An 18,593-nucleotide genomic window follows, 5' to 3' on the forward strand; every position below is an offset into this window, starting at 1 on the left:
TATCCTATACAAAGGGAAGCGCCTCGCAGGCTCAAACATTCGTTATGCAGTTTTGAGGGAGCAATCCCCTAATAAGAAAAGGATCGTTGAGATGTTGTCTCCGATGAGGCTATAATCAAACGAATCCATCCAAAGTCTGGTGGCGATAGCGAAGAGGTTCCACCCGTTCCCATGCCGAACACGGAAGTTAAGCTCTTTTGCGCCGATGATAATGAAGGGGCAACCCTTTGTGAAAGTAGGACGCTGCCAGGCACTAATGAAAGCTGTCAGAATAAAATTCTGGCAGCTTTTTTGGGTTCAAAGGTAAGAAATTATAAATATTTGGCGTTTCACATGTCTAGCGCAAGCGCCTACTCGCTCGAGATTCCTTCGTTCGTCAATGGAAAGCAAAGATCAGCTTTCCATATGCCGACCCTCCAGGACTAGTCGCTCGTGTGCAAGGCGCTTGCGCTTTTCTTATAAAAAACATAGTTGTGTTTTTATACTATCAATTGACTTCCACACTACCATATGGTTGCTTTAACACAGTATGTGTTGACTTTTGCCCTGTAACAAGACGTGAATTTAGAAGATGTACATTAGATCTGTCACCAGCAACACTACGTTCTTAGGCTTTTGGCTACACTAGCACGAAGCATATGCGTCCAGTAAAAATTCTTAACAGAACTTTCTTTTTTACAATGCTTGAACATTTATTAGAAGGTCAATTTAAAGTGACAAGCAGAGCTTTTTATCTATTTTCTCATAAATCCCCGGTTAAATTCCCCTTCATATTTATCACTTTTTAATGATTGATTTTTACCCTAAAAACTGAAAGAGCTAACCATACAAAAAACTTGGCTTGCTGCCATGAATAAAGGAAATCTTCTAGATAAAGGTACTTCTACTAAAAATGCACACCGTCCTGTTTGCAACGTCGAGAAGTCACCACGTCGTGTGGAAGTACGTCTGTACGTTGGAAGCCTTAGTCATTTTTTATCCTTTGTTTCTTTAGCAAAGGGAAACTTTTCAGAAGTATAAAAAGGGAGTTGCGTCCTTAAAATCGAAGATATGAAGATATATAGTTACCAGACAAAACCTAAGAGATTCAAGGACACTCTTTGAGTTAAAGAAGCAGTATATCTAATGCGTCTTACGAACAGGAAATTAGAGTAGTTTATATTAGACACTTTGTCTTCAAACATAAGATTTTTTAACTGAAAAATGACAACTTTAGAAATATTTTTTTAGAGGAGATCCATCATTCATTCTTTGCATGTCTAGCTGTGTTAGTGGGTATAAGAAATAAAATATAATAATATACATAGGCTTAAAAGCAGGGAGGGGGAAATGCATATGGATATGTGGCTCGATCAGGAAGCATATACAATAATAATTAGAATACTAGCAGCTGCATTTCTAGCTGGATTAATTGGAATAGAACGAGAATATAAACGACATCCTGCTGGTTTCCGAACACACCTGTTAGTTGGGACAGGGGCATGTTTAGTGATGGTTATGGCACTGTTTGGATTTCAGGAATACATGGAAGCAAATAAAGAAATTGTACGATATGACCCATCTCGCCTTGCTTCTTATGTGGTGAGCGGGGTCGGCTTTTTGGGTGCAGGAACTATTATCGTTCAAGGTGTTTCCATTAAAGGGCTAACAACTGCAGCGTCTATTTGGGTGGTAGCTGCGATAGGACTAGCTGCTGGAGCCGGAATGTTTTTTGCAGCTGTATTTACTACAATCGTTGTTTTACTGAGTTTATTTTTTCTTAATAATGTTGACCGTTTTTTTCGAACTTCTTCACGTCCTGAGAAAATAGAGGTTACTGTACAAAAAAATACATCGGTTTTATCATCATTAATAGAAATTTTGGAAGATAATGAAGTAATTATTAAAAAAGTGAATGGAAGCACAAAAGAAGGCAATGGCAAAGAAAGTAAATGTGTTTATGATCTGCATGTTCAATCTCCAAATGCCCTAAAGCGTTCCCAGCTTTATGAACAATTACTTTTGACAGAGGGGATCTTAGAAGTTGAAATGCAATTGGAAGAAGAATGATTAAAGATAACTTGGCTATAATGAGTAGTACCGTCTGCTTGAAATTTGCAGGCGGTTGTATTATATTTATAGTCAAAGATAGTCAAGGTCAAAACCTGAAGGGAACCGGCTTACAGCAGGAAGGGGGTTGTTTTCTTGCGTAATATTTCTGATGTCATTGAAAATTATTTAAAAGAAATTCTCACACAAAGTGAGAAGGATTTAATTGAGATTAAACGAAGTGAGTTGGCTAAACGGTTTGAATGTGTTCCCTCTCAAATTAATTATGTGATAAGTACCCGTTTTACAACAGAAAAAGGGTACATTGTAGAAAGCAAAAGGGGCGGCGGTGGGTATATACGTATTTCAAGAGTGAAAATTGGTGACCATGCTGAGCTTATTGATCAATTAATCCATTTAATAAAAGAAGGAATTGATCAGGTCACAGCCGAAAGTATTATTATGCGTCTTTTTGAAGAGAATGCGATATCAAAAAGGGAAGCTAATATTATGCTTGCATCCGTACATCGTTCGATATTGTCCTTGCGTCATGCAGAAGATAGAGACTTTATCCGGGCCAAAATGCTGAAAGCTATGCTTCACAGCTTACGTTATAAATGAGTATATTAGCTGCGAAGGGAGGAGATGAAAATGCTCTGTGAAGAATGTCACCAGCGTCAGGCCACGTTGCATTTTACAAAAATCATAAACGGAAAAAAAGAAGAGATGCATCTTTGTGAGGAATGTGCACGCGATAAAGGAGAACATATCCCTGGCTCAAACAGCTATTCTATCCATGATTTATTATCGGGGTTGTTAAACTTTGAACAACCGATGGGGAATGGGGGGTCTCACCCTTCAAGGGCTTCTGTTCCAAAGCAGCTTGTTTGTGATTCTTGTGGGCTTTCATATGAACGCTTTGCAAAAACAGGAAGATTTGGATGCTCGCACTGCTATAAGGCGTTTGACCCAAAGCTTGACCCAATTTTTAAAAGGGTTCACAGTGGAAATGTGCGTCATGCTGGCAAAGTTCCAAAAAGAGCTGGCGGCCGAATGCAAATTCAAAATCAGATAGATAAATTAAGAAAACAAATGCAGCAGCACATTGAACAAGAGGAATTTGAAGAAGCAGCTAAACTCCGCGACCAAATTCACGATTTAAATGAAAACATACGTGATGGAAAGGGGGATGCTTAATGTCACTTCAACGTTTTATTTCAGAAGCGATCAGTCCGTGGATGAAAAAAGGTCCCGGTCCAGAAGGTGATATTGTTTTAAGTACAAGGATCCGACTAGCAAGAAACTTGGAAAATTACCCCTTTCCGATAGTGGCTTCTGAGGAATCGGCAAACACGATGCTTCACTACACTTCAAAAGAACTGGCAAAGGATCCATATCAATATGTTGGAAATCTAGAAGTATTAAAAATGGATGATATTTCTTCCAATGAAAAAAGAGTATTAGTAGAAAAGCATTTGATCAGCCCGCATTTGGCAGAAAAAGCACAACATGGTGCTGTAATGCTGAGTGAAGATGAGTCTGTTAGTATCATGCTTAATGAAGAAGATCATATAAGACTGCAGTGCTTATTCAGGGGTTTTCAATTAAATGAAAGTCTAGTTTTATCTAACGGCTTAGATGATTGGATTGAAGAAAAAGTAACATATGCTTTCGATGAGAAGAGAGGATTTTTAACAAGTTGTCCAACAAACGTTGGAACAGGTATGAGAGCTTCAGTTATGATGCATCTTCCTGCACTCGTTATGACCCAGCAGCTCAATCGTATATTACCTGCGATTAATCAGTTGGGGCTTGTGGTAAGAGGTATTTATGGAGAAGGAAGCGAAACATTAGGGAATTTATTCCAAATTTCAAACCAAATGACATTAGGTAAATCAGAAGAAGATATTGTCGAAGATCTCAGAGGCGTGGTGATGCAGTTAATTCAACAGGAGCGTTATGCGAGAGAAGAGTTAATACGTACTTCAAAAATTCAAATAGAGGATAAAGTATTTCGTTCTTTCGGACTGCTGACAAATAGCCGGGTGATGGAGTCAAAAGAAGCAGCAAAAAGACTGTCAGATGTTAGATTAGGGATTGACCTTGATTTAATCCAAGGGATTTCGGGTAATATTTTAAATGAACTAATGATTTTAACTCAGCCTGGTTTTCTGCAGCAGTATGCAGGTAAAGGTCTTACACCGGATGAGCGTGATGTGAGACGGGCGGCGTTGATTCGTGAGAGAATGAACTTAGAGAGAGAAGAATAAGCAAATTTTGGAGGTGCGCATATATGATGTTTGGAAGGTTTACAGAACGAGCGCAAAAGGTATTAGCCTTGGCTCAAGAAGAAGCGATCCGTCTTGGGCATAATAATATAGGTACAGAACATATTCTGCTAGGGTTAATTCGTGAAGGCGAAGGAATTGCAGCAAAAGCACTGCAAGCACTTAATCTTGGCTCAGAGCAAATCCAAAAAGAAGTGGAGTCTTTAATTGGAACAGGTCAAGAAGGCTCTAAGACCATCCATTATACTCCACGGGCTAAAAAAGTTATTGAATTGTCCATGGATGAGGCTAGAAAGCTTGGTCATTCATATGTAGGGACAGAACATATTTTGTTAGGATTAATACGTGAAGGCGAGGGAGTGGCTGCAAGAGTACTAAACAATCTTGGAGTCAGCTTAAATAAGGCTAGACAGCAAGTGTTGCAGCTGCTTGGGAGCAATGAAGCATCTACCTCTAATCACCAGCAAGCTTCTGGAGCCGGCTCTTCTAATGCTAATACACCGACTCTAGATAGTTTAGCGAGAGACTTAACTGCAGTTGCTAAGGAAGAAGGGCTTGATCCAGTAATCGGCCGCAGCAAAGAAATTGAACGAGTTATTCAAGTGTTGAGCCGTCGTACAAAAAACAATCCAGTATTAATCGGGGAGCCGGGGGTCGGTAAAACGGCAGTTGCAGAAGGGCTTGCCCAATCCATTATTTCAAATGAAGTGCCGGAAATTCTTAGAAATAAACGCGTGATGACCCTTGATATGGGTACAGTAGTGGCAGGAACCAAATACCGTGGCGAGTTTGAAGATCGTTTGAAAAAAGTAATGGAAGAAATTCGACAAGCAGGTAATGTGATACTGTTTATTGACGAACTTCACACTTTAATCGGTGCAGGCGGAGCCGAAGGGGCTATTGATGCTTCGAATATTTTAAAACCATCACTTGCTCGTGGAGAATTGCAGTGCATTGGAGCTACAACGCTAGATGAATACCGTAAGTATATTGAAAAAGATGCTGCCTTAGAACGCCGCTTTCAGCCTATTCAAGTGGATGAACCGACTACCGAAGAGTCTATTCAAATTCTGGCAGGCCTTCGCGATAGGTATGAAGCACACCACCGAGTTACCATCACCGATGAAGCTATTGCTGAAGCCGTTAAACTTTCTGACCGTTATATCTCGGATCGTTTCCTGCCAGACAAAGCGATTGACTTAATTGATGAAGCTGGGTCAAAAGTACGGCTTCGTTCCTACACGGCGCCGCCAAATTTAAAAGAGCTAGAGCAGAAGCTAGAAGAAACACGGAAAGAAAAAGATGCCTCTGTTCAAAGTCAGGAGTTTGAAAAAGCAGCTTCCTTACGTGATAGTGAACAACGGCTTCGTGAAGAATTGGATAAGATGAAAAACGAGTGGAAAGAAAAACAAGGACAGGAAAATACGGAGGTTACTCCAGAAGATATTGCTCAAGTTGTAGCTAGTTGGACGGGGATACCTGTCTCTAAGCTTGCTGAAGAAGAAACAGATCGTCTTCTTAAAATGGAAGATATTTTACACAGTCGTGTCATTGGCCAGGAAGAGGCGGTAAATGCAATTTCTAAAGCAATCCGCCGTGCTCGTGCAGGTTTAAAAGATCCAAAACGCCCGATAGGTTCTTTTATTTTCCTGGGGCCTACTGGTGTCGGGAAAACAGAATTAGCCCGAGCTGTTGCTGAGACATTATTTGGCGACGAAGATTCGGTTATTCGTATAGATATGTCTGAATACATGGAAAAACATGCGACCAGCCGTCTTGTAGGTTCCCCTCCTGGTTATGTAGGATTTGAGGAAGGCGGCCAGTTAACGGAAAAAGTTAGACGTCATCCATATTCCGTTATTCTGCTTGATGAAGTAGAGAAAGCCCACCCAGAAGTGTTCAATATCCTTCTCCAAGTTCTTGAGGATGGTTTTCTCACCGATTCCAAAGGACGCCGCGTTGATTTTCGAAATACCGCAATTATCATGACATCCAATGTGGGGGCTAGTCTGCTAAGACGTAATAAAAATGTGGGCTTTACCACACAATCAGAGGGAGAAAAGTTTCAGGACATGCGGGATAAAGTAATGGGAGAATTAAAAAATACATTCCGTCCTGAATTTTTAAATCGTTTGGATGAAATTATTGTCTTCCACAGTCTTGAAAAAGAGCATATTAAGAAAATCGTGGTGCTTATGGCAGAACAATTACAAAAACGTTTGGCCGAACAGGGTATCAATGTTGAATTAACAGAAGAAGCTCAGAATAAAATTTCTGATGAAGGATTTGACCCTGAGTATGGTGCTCGTCCATTGCGTCGCGCTCTGCAAAAGCAAGTCGAAGACCGTTTGTCAGAAGAACTTCTTCGCGGAAAGATTCAAAAAGGTGATACGGCAGTGATCGATGTGAAAAACGATGACTATGTCGTTGAAACGAAAACAGGAGCTAGAACGTAAATACGTTAAGCGGTAAGACTGTCCGATATTATTTTCGGACAGTCTTTTTCACCCAATTTCTGTTACTTTTTCGTGGTAAAATAGAAGGTGGTATACATAAGTTAAAGTGAGGGTAAAAAAAGTATGGCGAAACAAAAATCAAAATTTGTTTGTCAAGAATGCGGATATGAATCAAGAAAATGGATGGGGCGCTGTCCTGGCTGTAACCAATGGAATACCATGGTAGAGGAGTTAGAGGGGCCATCAGTTAAAAGTGGAGGAAGGAAATCATTAAGCACTTCACCAGATGGAACCCGCCAAAAACCACAACCCATTACAAATGTAACTGGGGAACGTGAACCAAGAATAGATACTTCCTTAAAAGAGCTTAATCGCGTACTTGGAGGAGGAATCGTGCCTGGATCATTAGTACTTGTAGGGGGGGATCCGGGAATTGGTAAGTCCACTCTTCTTTTACAAATGACAGCCATTTTAGCAGCTCGTGATCATAAAGTGTTATATATATCAGGAGAAGAATCAATAAAACAGACAAAATTACGTGCCGATCGACTCGGGGCACATTCTGATAAACTATATGTATTTGCTGAGACAGATATGGATTTAATCGAAAATGCCATTGATCAAATACTACCTACACTAGTTGTTATTGATTCAATCCAAACAGTACACCAGGCCGGGGTTACCTCTGCTCCTGGAAGCGTTGCGCAAGTCAGGGAATCAACTTCTATGTTTATGAGAATTGCCAAAACACGAGGCATCGCTGTTTTTATTGTAGGTCATGTAACAAAACAAGGCTCCATTGCAGGTCCAAAAATGCTAGAACATATGGTGGACTCGGTATTGTATTTTGAAGGAGAACGCCATCACACTTACAGGATGTTACGTGCAGTAAAAAACCGTTTTGGATCAACAAACGAGCTAGGCATTTTTGAAATGAAAGAAATGGGATTAAAAGAAGTGAAAAATCCATCTGAAATTTTTTTAGAAGATCGAACAGAAGGAAGCTCTGGTTCTATTGTAGTTGCTTCCCTTGAAGGCACACGCCCGGTTCTAGTCGAATTGCAGGCGCTAATAGCTCCTTCTAGTTTTGCCAATCCGAAAAGAACCTCTACAGGGGTGGACCAAAACCGAATTGCATTATTAATGGCAGTATTAGAAAAAAGGTTAGGAATGCTTCTGCAAAATCAGGACGCATATATTAATGTCGCTGGCGGTGTGAAACTTGATGAGCCTGCAATTGATCTTGGTATTGCTATTTGTATTGCTTCAAGTTTTCGAAACCATACAACAAATCCCACAGACGTAGTGATCGGAGAAATCGGCCTGACAGGAGAAATAAGACGGGTCGCTAGAATTGAAGAAAGAATTCAGGAGGCAGCAAAACTAGGTTTTAAAAGAGCAATTATACCTGAAAAAAACATGGATGGATGGACGTCTCCTGACCAGATGGAAGTTGTGGGAGTAACAACATTAGAAGAAGCGCTGGATATTACACTGGAGGGGAAAGCACCGTCTTGGTAATCGCGCTGGTCATCAAAAGGAGGAAAAGAAATGCTAGATAAACAACGTGACTCATTCATTCGAGAAGTACTGCATTTCGTTGCCCCCGGCACCCCCCTTCGTGATGGTATAGATAACGTTTTGCGGGCTAATACGGGTGGTTTGATCGTTCTTGGCTATTCAGAAAAAATAAAAAGTATTGTGGACGGAGGTTTTTTTATTAATTGTCCTTTTACTCCAGCTTATTTATATGAACTAGCAAAGATGGACGGGGCCATTATTTTAAGTGAAAAAGGCGAGCGTATCCTCTATGCGAATACACAGCTCGTTCCTGATAACACCATTGTTTCCAACGAGACAGGAATACGGCATCGTACAGCCGAAAGAGTTGCTAAACAAACAGGAAATCTTGTCATTTCTATTTCACAGCGTCGTCAAATTATTACATTGTATAAAGGGGCATACCGATACTCTCTCAAAGATATGGAAATGATTTTAACGAAAGCAAATCAGGCCGTACAAACCCTCGAAAAGTACAAAGCGGTGCTTGACCAGAGCTTGACCAATCTGGGGGCGCTGGAATTTGAAGAGCTGGTTACTTTCCAGGAAGTGGCACAAGTCATTCACCGAATTGAACTGGTTATGCGAATAAAATATGAAATCTTAAACTACGTGATGGAACTGGGAAATGAAGGGCGTTTAATAGCCATGCAGCTCAATGAATTAGTTTCTAACTTAGAAAAGGAGACGTACCAATTAATAAAAGATTATATTGCAGATTCCAGTAATGACCCGGAAGCAATTATTCAAAAGTTAAAACAAATGACAAATGAAGAACTTATGGATGACACCGTAATTATGAGATTGCTTGGTTATTCTCAGCGAACTAATTCTTACGAGCAGTCTGTTTCTCCAAGAGGATATAGAATATTGCATAAAATTCAGCGTCTTCCAGCTGGAATAATTAACAACTTGATTCACCGGTTTGAAAACTTAGGAGGAATAATGAAAGCTTCTATTGAAGAACTGGATGAAGTACAGGGAATAGGCAGAACCCGTGCCAAAAAGATAAAAGAGGGACTAAGCCGTATTCAGGAACAGTTATTTATCGACCGGCATATATAGATTACATCTGACCACTCTCAATAAAAAGAGATTGACGTTACAATTTGTTCACGATACAATGAAAATTTATTAAAAACTATGACAATCTCATAAAAATTTGCTACATTAATAATAAACGCTCCCATAAAAAGTAAGTTATTGGGTGGTTGCAGTTTCATAGGTTTTAAAATAAAGTATTTGTCTATAATAGAGTAAAGGAGGTGCATGTAAGGTGTTAAAAAGGATAGTACAGTTGTTTTTTATACTTGCCGGGGCTACACTCGGATTTATTTTTATACCGGAATTTATTTCTTTATTGGATTATAGCTCTTTTCCTGAGTGGCTCGGTAATCCTTATGTCGGCGGTCTTATCGGCGCAGTTATTCTCTTTTTGTCTACATTCTGGTTTGCAGATTATATCGTGAATGGCATGAGAGTACTAGAGGAAATGATTGTTAAAGCACCAGTGACAGACGTATTATTTGGTACACTTGGATTAGTTTTTGGATTACTTGTTGCTTTTCTTATCGGCATTCCTTTAAACTCCGTAGATTTTCCGGTAATCAGTTCCGTCTTGCCTATTTTCATCACATTTTTTCTTGGATATTTTGGCTTCCAGGTAGGGTTTAAAAAACGAGATGAACTTATGAACCTATTTCCAGCAAGCCGTGTTGCAGCTAAAAAAAGGGAAGAAACAGGGCAAATTTCAAACCAATCCAAAGTAAAGATTCTTGATACTAGTGTAATTATAGACGGACGTATTGCAGATGTTTGCCAGACTGGTTTTATTGAAGGTACTTTAGTTATACCCGAATTTGTATTAGAAGAACTCCAACATATTGCTGATTCCTCTGATGTGTTGAAACGAAACCGAGGACGCCGAGGTCTTGATATTTTAAACCGTGTTCAAAAGGAATTGGCTGTTGAAGTTGAAATTTATGAAGGAGATTTTGAAGACATACAAGAAGTTGACAGCAAGTTGGTGAAGCTGGCCAAGGTTAGACAAGGAATGGTCGTAACCAACGATTTTAATCTCAATAAAGTTTGTGATCTGCAAGGTGTAGAAGTCTTAAACATTAATGATCTTGCAAATGCTGTTAAGCCCGTTGTTTTGCCAGGCGAAGAAATGAATGTTCAAGTAATAAAAGACGGAAAAGAGCAAAACCAAGGAGTTGCCTACCTTGATGACGGTACGATGATCGTTGTTGAAGGCGGACGCGATTATATAGGTGAAACGATTGAAGTTGTGGTAACAAGTGTTTTGCAAACAAGCGCTGGACGAATGATTTTTGCAAAACCTAAATTAATGGAGAAAGCACTTTAATTTATATACGGAAATGCCTCTGTCGGGTGGTTTTTTACACCGGTTCACAGAGGCATTTCTTTTGTGAAATCTCATCAACAATTGGTGAAAAGCTGTCGGGATAAGTCATTGCCTAGTATGATCTTTCAAGTGTATGATAATAAGAGCCTGAAAAATGACTGAAATCACATGGAGAGGTAATATGAAATACGCTGTAGTTATACCCGCAGCCGGACAAGGAAAACGAATGCAGGCAGGCTGTAATAAACAATTTTTAATGCTTGAAAAAAGACCTGTAATTATTCATACTGTTTCAATTTTTGATAATGACCCTTGGTGTGAGCGGATTATTATCGTAGCTAATAGCAATGAGATCAGTGCAATGGAACGTTTGATGAAGGATTGGAATATTAAAAAGGTAGATGCTATTGTAGCAGGCGGCCGTGAAAGGCAAGACAGTGTGTTTAAAGGTTTAAAACAGCTGAATTCCTCAAATTTGGTTCTCATTCATGACGGCGCTCGTCCCTTTATTACAAAAGAACAAATTCATTCTTTAGCTGAGAAAGCCAACACAGACGGAGCAGCTGTAATGGGTGTGAAAATGAAAGATACCGTAAAAAAAGTAAAAGATGGGCTTATTCTAGAAACGATCGAACGTTCTAGTGTATGGTCTGTGCAGACACCGCAAGCTTTTCAATTTCCTATTGTTTTTGATGCTTACAAAAAGGCAGCAATCGATGGGTATGCCGGAACAGATGACACTAGTTTAGTAGAACGGTTAGGCTTTCCGATACATATGGTTGAAGGCAGCTACGATAATATAAAATTAACCACACCAGAAGACATGACAGTAGCTCAAGCTATCTTAACTAAACGAAAGGAGGAGGCATAAACGTGAGAATAGGACATGGTTTTGATGTACATCAGCTTTCAGAGAACCGCCCGCTTATTATCGGCGGTGTAAACATTCCTCATAGCAAAGGTTTAATCGGTCATTCTGATGCAGATGTTTTACTACATGCAATATCAGATGCTTTGCTCGGTGCAGTAGGGGAAGGTGATATCGGCAAACATTTCCCTGATACAGACCCGGCCTTTAAAGATGCTGACTCCGCGCAGCTGATAAAACATGTTTATCAACTTGTTAAAGAAAAAGGCTATTACATAGGGAACGTAGATTGTACGATTATGGCAGAAAAACCAAAGATGGCTCCTCATATTAAAGAGATGCAGTCCACAATAGCAAGTATTTTTGAAACAGAACAAACGCATGTAAATATAAAAGCGACTACAACAGAGAAGCTGGGCTTCACAGGAAGAGAAGAAGGAATTGCCGCTCATGCTGTTGTATTACTGCAGCCATTATAGTAATTTTCTTCTTCTTTAATTGGTGGTAAAATAGGAAAAGTATTTATTCATAACGTTAGGTATATCTAAAAAATAAAACAAACTAAATCTGATAAAATATTGAGAAATGGAAGGTGTAGAAACATGAGCAATGAAGTACGAGTGCGTTTTGCTCCTAGTCCAACTGGACATCTTCACATAGGAGGCGCACGTTCTGCTCTTTTTAATTATCTTTTTGCAAGAAGTCAAGGCGGAAAATTTATTATTAGAATTGAAGATACCGACCAAGCAAGAAATGTCGAGGACGCTACAGAAAAACTAATGAACAGTATGAAGTGGCTTGGTGTCGATTGGGATGAGAGTGTAGATATTGGCGGACCATATGGACCGTATCGTTCTATGGAACGTCTTGAAGTATACAAAGAATACATCCAGCAGCTCCTAGATGAAGGTAAAGCATACTATGACTATATGACAGAAGAAGAATTAGAAAAAGAACGGGAAGAGCAGCTTGCACGAGGCGAAGCTCCAAAGTACAGTGGACGGGACCGTGACCTGACTGAGGAGCAGCGAAAAGCGTATGAAGCGAAAGGGATTAAGCCCGTTGTTCGTTTTCGTGTTCCGGAAAATCAACAAGTCCTCATCGAAGATGCTGTTCGTGGTGAAGTGACTTTTGAAACGGATGACATTGGAGATTTTGTTATTGCTCGTAAGGATGGTATTCCTACGTATAATTTTGCTGTGGTGGTAGACGATCATTTGATGAAAATTTCTCATGTTATTAGAGGAGAGGAGCACTTGTCTAATGCTCCGCGTCAGGCTCTTGTATTTGAAGCACTTGGCTGGGAGAAGCCGATGTTTGCCCATGCCTCGCTTATTTTAAATCCAGACCGCCAAAAAATGAGTAAGCGTGACGAGTCTATTATTCAATTTGTAGAACAGTATAAAGAGCTCGGTTATCTTCCAGAAGCAATTGTTAACTTCCTTGCTTTATTAGGCTGGTCTCCAGTGGGCGAAGAAGAAATTTTTTCATTAGAAGAACTAGCATCTCAATTTAGTTTGGAACGTGTTTCTAAAGCTCCGGCCGTTTTTGATACCGATAAACTCGCATGGATGAATAATCAGTATGTGAAAGAAGCAGATGTTGAGCGGTTGACACAACTGGCTGTTCCACACCTTCAGAAAGATGGAAAACTTCCAACTGAACTGTCAGAAGAGCAGTACGAGTGGGCCAAAAAGCTGGTAGCATTATACCAGGAACAAATGCATTATGCTGCAGAGATAACAGACTTAACCGAGCTGTTCTTTAAAAAAGAAATAGCGTATAATGAAGAAGCGAAAGAAGTGCTTAACGGTGAACAAGTTCCACAAGTGTTAGAGCAATTTTCTAAAGAACTGGACGGCCTTGAGAACTTTGAGCCGGATGAGATTAAAGCTGCAACAAAAGCAACACAAAAAGAAACAGGGCAAAAAGGAAAAAAATTATTTATGCCAATCCGAGTAGCTGTTACAGGTCAAACGCATGGACCTGAACTTCCGCACGCTATTTCTTTATTAGGTAAAGATGTCGTACAAACACGGCTTCAACAAGCTGTTAAACAATAAAAACAGATTAAATAAGAAAAAAGCATTGAAGGGAAAAAGTAGGAATGTCATTTTCTGTACAGAGAGAATCACGGGTGCTGAAAGTGATTTCAGAAATCATTCTGAACATGCATCCCTGAGCCTTCTGTTGAATAAAGTAGGCAGAAGCGGCAGACATCCGTTACATGTTTAAGGGAAAGGCAGTACATGTTTCTTATCCGCTGCCTTTAAACAGAGTGGAACCGCGCCATAAAAGCGTCTCTGTGCAAAACAAGCACAGGGATGCTTTTTTAGTTATTGTAAGAAGTTGAAAAGCTTAAGGTTTTACACGGCTAATACAATTCGTAGTATCACTCAAAAACAGTCGCTTTTGGGAGGTTAGAGGAGAGGAGAGAAGTAGTATGTTAAAGACATTTAAAAACGATATTGATGTTGTCTTTGACCAGGACCCGGCTGCAAGAAGCAGAATGGAAGTAGTATTGACCTATGCAGGTGTGCATGCCATTTGGTCACACCGAGTAGCTCATTGGCTTTGGAAGAAAAAAATGTATTTTTTAGGAAGGCTGCTTTCCCAAATAAGCCGTTTTTTTACAGGAATTGAAATTCACCCGGGTGCTGTCATAGGCGAGCGTCTTTTTATTGACCACGGTATGGGAGTGGTAATTGGAGAGACCTGTGAAATAGGGGATAACGTAACCATTTATCAAGGAGTAACACTTGGAGGTACAGGGAAAGAAAAAGGGAAACGCCACCCAACTATAGAAGACAATGTGCTTATAGCGACGGGAGCTAAAATTCTTGGATCAATGACAATTGGAAAATACTCGAGGATTGGGGCAGGCTCTGTCGTTTTAAATGAAGTTCCTCCCAATTCAACCGTAGTTGGTATTCCAGCAAAAGTAGTTGTCCAAGATGGTGTGAAGGTGAAAAAAGATGAGCTTGCCCATCATATACTTCCTGATCCGGTCGCCGATAAGTTTAAGGAACTTGAAAAAGAAATTTTAGAGCTCAAAAAAGAATTAGACGCATATAAAAATAACAAAACTGAGGGAAGGACCGATGAATAATGGCCATAAAATTATATAATACATTGGCTAGAAAAAAAGAAGAACTGAAACCTCTTAAAGATGGAAAAGTGACCATGTATGTATGCGGGCCAACAGTGTATAACTATATACACATCGGGAATGCCCGCCCTGCTATTGTTTTTGACATGATCAGAAAATATTTAGAATACAGGGGCTATCAAGTGTACTTCATTTCTAACTTTACCGATGTGGACGATAAAATCATTAATGCTGCAAAGGAATTAAAAGAAGAAGTTCCTGTATTAGCTGAACGTTTCATCGAAGCTTATTTCGAAGACACCGGTGCACTTGGAGTGAAAAAAGCTGATATGCATCCAAGAGTAACAGAAACAATGCCTGATATCATTTCCTTTATTAAAGCATTAATGGAAAAGGGCTTCGCTTATGAAGCAGAAGGCGATGTATATTTTGAAACAAAAGCTTTCAAAGAATACGGCAAGCTTTCTTCCCAATCGATTAATGATTTACAAATGGGAGCTCGAATTGAAATTGGCGAAAAGAAAAAGGATCCACTCGATTTTGTGCTTTGGAAGAAAGCAAAAGAAGGTGAAATTTCTTGGGATAGTCCATGGGGAAAAGGTAGACCAGGATGGCACATTGAATGCTCTGCGATGGTGAAAAAATATCTTGGCGATACCATTGACATTCATGCAGGTGGACAGGATTTGGCTTTTCCTCATCATGAAAATGAGATTGCTCAATCAGAAGCATTGAATAATAAGCAAATGGCTAAGTATTGGCTGCATAATGGATATATTCAAATAAATAACGAAAAAATGTCGAAATCACTTGGAAATTTTGTATTAGTGCATGATATTATTCAAAAGCACCGCCCTGAGGTTATACGTTTTTTTATGTTGCAATCTCACTACCGCAGTCCGCTTAATTTCAGCGAAGAATTGTTAGAAAGCGCGAGAAGCAGTCTTGAGCGTATTCATACAACGACAAATAACTTGAAACACCGGTTCAATGAAAGTGCCGACTTTGGTGAAGAAAATGATTGGATCGACACGGTTCGTCAGTATAAAGAAGCGTTTATTAGGGAAATGGATGATGATTTTAACAGTGCAAATGGAATTAGTGTACTTTTTGATTTAGTAAAAGATGCTAATCGTTATCTTCAAGAAAACCATTCGTCCAAACAGGTGATGCAATCATTTTTGGATGTTATTCGTGAGATTGGCGTGGTTCTCGATATTCCAGTTGAAGCTGAAGAGGAAATATTGGATGAGGAAATCGAACGTTTGATTGAAGAAAGAATTCAAGCAAGAAAAGAAAGAAATTTTGCTCGAGCGGATGAAATTAGAGACTCATTAAAAGAACAGGGCATTATTTTAGAAGATACTCCGCAAGGAACCCGATGGAAGAGAGAGTAGACAATATGATAGGAAAGTTAGAAGGAAATAAAGTGGACGCTAAACAATTAAATGCTCTGGCACTAGCTTATATGGGAGATACAGTTTATGACCTTTATATAAGGCATTACCTCATTGCGTCAGGTCGGGTGAGACCTCACCTATTGCATAGAACCTCCACATCTTTTGTGTCTGCTGCTGCTCAAGCAGCAGTTATGTTTGAATTTCTTGATAAACAACTCCTCACAAAAGAGGAAGAATCTGTGGCTCGCCGAGGAAGAAATGCAAAATCAGGAACGGTACCTAAAAATACCGACCAAAACACTTATCGTTACAGTACTGCTTTTGAAGCTTTATTAGGTTATTTGTATTTTCTAGGTAGAGAAGAAAGAATAGAGCAGCTGGTCACATTTGCCATTGAAACAGTTGTAAGGAGTGAAAAGGAATGAAAGAAGAGTGGATTTCTGGAAAAAATCCAGTGCTAGAAGCAATACGTTCTGAACGATCGATTAATAAAGTTTGGATAGCAGAAGGTGCTGGAAAAGGGCAAATGAAACAAATTTACCAGGCTGCTAAAGAAAATAATATCATTATTCAGCAAGCTCCGAGAAAGAAGTTAGATGAGCTTTCAGGTACTTCTCGCCACCAAGGTGTTGTTGCTTCAGTGGCGGCATATCGTTATGCAGAACTAGAGGATATACTCGAAAAAGCAGCTGATTTGCAAGAAGACCCTTTCTGTATTTTATTAGATGAAATAGCTGACCCTCATAACCTTGGCTCCATTTTAAGAACAGCAGATGCTGCAGGAGCTCATGGAGTTATCATTCCTAAAAGAAGATCTGTGGGCTTAACTCAGTCTGTTGCGAAATCTTCTACAGGCGCTATAGAACATGTACCTGTCGCTAGAGTTACCAACATGTCTCGGACAATGGATGAGCTAAAAAAACGAGGGTTATGGCTTGCGGGTACTGATGCTTCAGGAACAGAAGATTTCAGAGAGTGGAATGCTGATATGCCGCTTGGGCTTGTTATTGGGAGTGAGGGAAAAGGGATGAGCCGTTTAGTAAAAGAAAAGTGTGATTTCCTATTAAAAATCCCGATGAAAGGACATGTTACCTCCTTGAATGCTTCTGTAGCTGCCAGTCTCCTAATGTATGAGGTATACAGGAAACGTCAGCCGGTAGGAAGAAAATAAAATGAAAGATATACTGTTAGTAGATGGTTATAACATGATTGGGGATTGGCCGGAATTAAAAAAATTAAGAGATAAAAGTTTAGCAGAAGCTCGTGATCGCTTGGTTGAAAAGATGGCAGAGTATCAAGCCTTTAAAGGATGGGAAGTTAAAATCATTTTTGATGCCCATATGGTTTCTGGTGTAGGGCGTAAGTATAACAATTACCTTGTAGATATCATTTATACTCGGGAAAAGGAGACGGCCGATGAAAGAATTGAAAAACTGGTCGGTGAATTAAAGAACATAGAAACGCGGGTGCACGTTGCAACGTCGGATTATGCTGAGCAATCAGTTACTTTTGGAAGCGGAGCGCTGCGTAAATCTGCCCGGGAACTTCGGGTAGAAATGGAAGTTGTCGAACAAAACATTTCACGCGAGGTAAAAGAGCAAAGTAAGCATGATAATTTGTCGAATTTTCCGCTCACAGAGGAAATTGCTGAAATTTTTGACAAATGGCGTCGAGGCGACCGCTGAGCTGTTGACGCTTGAATCAAAGGTGCTATATAATTAGGCTATATTCATACAATCAGTCGAGGGCGGAGGGATTGTATTGGGTTTAGACCTCAAAGAAACGGAACACCAGTACTTTGATAAAGCAGAAGATGAAATATTAGTTGAAAAAGTGCGTTCAGGAGATAGTGCTGCATTAGAGTTCCTAATTAATAAGTACAAGAACTTTGTCCGGGCAAAAGCCAGGTCATATTTTCTTATTGGCGGTGACCATGAAGATATTGTACAAGAAGGCATGATTGGATTATATAAAGCAATTAGGGATTTTAATGGAGACAAGTTATCGTCTTTTAGAGCTTTTGCCGAACTGTGCATTACAAGACAAATTATTACAGCTATAAAAACGGCAACCAGGCAGAAGCATATGCCATTGAACTCATATGTTTCCCTGGACAAGCCTCTTTACGATGAAGAATCAGAGCGAACTTTATTGGATGTGCTTTGCGGTTCGAAGGTTAGTGATCCAGAAGAATTGATTATTAATCAAGAAGAATTTGATGATATAGAATTGAAAATTGGAGAAATACTCAGTGATCTTGAACAAAAAGTACTGAGGCTGTATTTGGACGGGAGGTCTTACCAGGAAATATCAGGTGAATTGAACCGCCATGTCAAATCAATCGACAATGCGCTTCAGCGTGTGAAGCGAAAATTGGAGAGGTGCGTGGAAGTCAAGGGTATCAGTTCATAATCAGGGGACCTTTTATTTTGGAACAATAAAGAAAGCGTTTTCAAGCATCCTGATTCGAGGATGCTTTTCTGCTTGTTTTATTTATACTGATAGATAGCATAAAA

Annotated in this window: 17 protein-coding genes, 1 rRNA gene and 1 other annotated feature; all 18 genes read left to right on the top strand. The window is 39.7% G+C overall.

Annotated elements, in window-relative coordinates; genetic code table 11:
- Positions 1-135 precede the first annotated feature (135 nt).
- Positions 136-252: ribosomal RNA gene (gene rrf / locus FZF09_RS19645) — 5S ribosomal RNA — on the top strand.
- Positions 253-1,335: 1,083 nt separating this feature from the next.
- Entirely contained in the window at positions 1,336-2,049 is a 714-nt protein-coding gene (locus tag FZF09_RS19650; protein WP_158738295.1) for an MgtC/SapB family protein, read from the top strand.
- A gap of 135 nt (positions 2,050-2,184) precedes the next feature.
- On the top strand, positions 2,185-2,649 hold the full coding sequence (locus FZF09_RS19655; RefSeq protein WP_158738296.1) for a CtsR family transcriptional regulator: 465 nt from the start codon (positions 2,185-2,187) through the stop codon (positions 2,647-2,649).
- Between the two features lie 30 nt (positions 2,650-2,679).
- Positions 2,680-3,225 carry a protein-arginine kinase activator protein McsA gene (mcsA, locus tag FZF09_RS19660; protein WP_158738297.1) on the top strand — a complete coding sequence of 182 codons (546 nt, stop codon included), beginning with the start codon at positions 2,680-2,682 and terminating at the stop codon, positions 3,223-3,225.
- Positions 3,225-4,298 (top strand): protein-arginine kinase McsB, encoded by a 1,074-nt coding sequence (gene mcsB, locus FZF09_RS19665; RefSeq protein WP_158738298.1) that lies wholly within the window; start codon positions 3,225-3,227, stop codon positions 4,296-4,298. Before mcsA ends, mcsB begins: the two co-directional genes overlap by 1 nt.
- A gap of 23 nt (positions 4,299-4,321) precedes the next feature.
- Positions 4,322-6,772 (top strand): ATP-dependent protease ATP-binding subunit ClpC, encoded by a 2,451-nt coding sequence (gene clpC, locus FZF09_RS19670; RefSeq protein WP_158738299.1) that lies wholly within the window; start codon positions 4,322-4,324, stop codon positions 6,770-6,772.
- 123 nt (positions 6,773-6,895) lie between these two features.
- The gene (radA, locus tag FZF09_RS19675) at positions 6,896-8,293 is read left to right on the top strand and encodes a DNA repair protein RadA (RefSeq protein WP_158738300.1); all 1,398 of its coding nucleotides are present in this window, start codon (positions 6,896-6,898) and stop codon (positions 8,291-8,293) included.
- Positions 8,294-8,323: 30 nt separating this feature from the next.
- On the top strand, positions 8,324-9,397 hold the full coding sequence (gene disA, locus FZF09_RS19680; RefSeq protein ID WP_158738301.1) for a DNA integrity scanning diadenylate cyclase DisA: 1,074 nt from the start codon (positions 8,324-8,326) through the stop codon (positions 9,395-9,397).
- Positions 9,398-9,608: 211 nt separating this feature from the next.
- Entirely contained in the window at positions 9,609-10,700 is a 1,092-nt protein-coding gene (locus FZF09_RS19685) for a PIN/TRAM domain-containing protein (RefSeq protein ID WP_158738302.1), read from the top strand.
- 181 nt (positions 10,701-10,881) lie between these two features.
- Positions 10,882-11,571: a 2-C-methyl-D-erythritol 4-phosphate cytidylyltransferase gene (gene ispD / locus FZF09_RS19690; protein ID WP_158738303.1), complete on the top strand. Its 690-nt coding sequence runs from the start codon at positions 10,882-10,884 to the stop codon at positions 11,569-11,571.
- Between the two features lie 2 nt (positions 11,572-11,573).
- Positions 11,574-12,047, top strand: coding sequence for a 2-C-methyl-D-erythritol 2,4-cyclodiphosphate synthase (ispF, locus tag FZF09_RS19695; RefSeq protein ID WP_158738304.1), 474 nt, complete (start codon positions 11,574-11,576; stop codon positions 12,045-12,047).
- A gap of 123 nt (positions 12,048-12,170) precedes the next feature.
- Positions 12,171-13,631: a glutamate--tRNA ligase gene (gene gltX / locus FZF09_RS19700; protein ID WP_158738305.1), complete on the top strand. Its 1,461-nt coding sequence runs from the start codon at positions 12,171-12,173 to the stop codon at positions 13,629-13,631.
- Between the two features lie 16 nt (positions 13,632-13,647).
- Positions 13,648-13,876 (top strand) — a binding site (T-box leader).
- A 135-nt stretch (positions 13,877-14,011) separates the two neighbouring features.
- Complete coding sequence (gene epsC / locus FZF09_RS19705; protein WP_158738306.1) at positions 14,012-14,677, top strand: serine O-acetyltransferase EpsC; 666 nt, start codon at positions 14,012-14,014, stop codon at positions 14,675-14,677.
- Positions 14,677-16,074, top strand: a complete 1,398-nt coding sequence (gene cysS / locus FZF09_RS19710; protein ID WP_158738307.1) for a cysteine--tRNA ligase — start codon at positions 14,677-14,679, stop codon at positions 16,072-16,074. Before epsC ends, cysS begins: the two co-directional genes overlap by 1 nt.
- 5 nt (positions 16,075-16,079) lie before the next feature.
- Positions 16,080-16,502, top strand: coding sequence for a Mini-ribonuclease 3 (locus FZF09_RS19715; RefSeq protein ID WP_158738308.1), 423 nt, complete (start codon positions 16,080-16,082; stop codon positions 16,500-16,502).
- On the top strand, positions 16,499-17,248 hold the full coding sequence (gene rlmB, locus FZF09_RS19720) for a 23S rRNA (guanosine(2251)-2'-O)-methyltransferase RlmB (protein WP_158738309.1): 750 nt from the start codon (positions 16,499-16,501) through the stop codon (positions 17,246-17,248). Before FZF09_RS19715 ends, rlmB begins: the two co-directional genes overlap by 4 nt.
- Position 17,249: 1 nt before the next feature.
- Positions 17,250-17,762, top strand: coding sequence for an NYN domain-containing protein (locus FZF09_RS19725; RefSeq protein ID WP_158738310.1), 513 nt, complete (start codon positions 17,250-17,252; stop codon positions 17,760-17,762).
- A 76-nt stretch (positions 17,763-17,838) separates the two neighbouring features.
- Entirely contained in the window at positions 17,839-18,489 is a 651-nt protein-coding gene (sigH, locus tag FZF09_RS19730; RefSeq protein ID WP_158738311.1) for an RNA polymerase sporulation sigma factor SigH, read from the top strand.
- Positions 18,490-18,593 lie beyond the last annotated feature (104 nt).

The sequence above is a fragment of the Alteribacillus sp. YIM 98480 genome, from assembly GCF_009765375.1.
GTDB lineage: Bacteria > Bacillota > Bacilli > Bacillales > Marinococcaceae > Alteribacillus.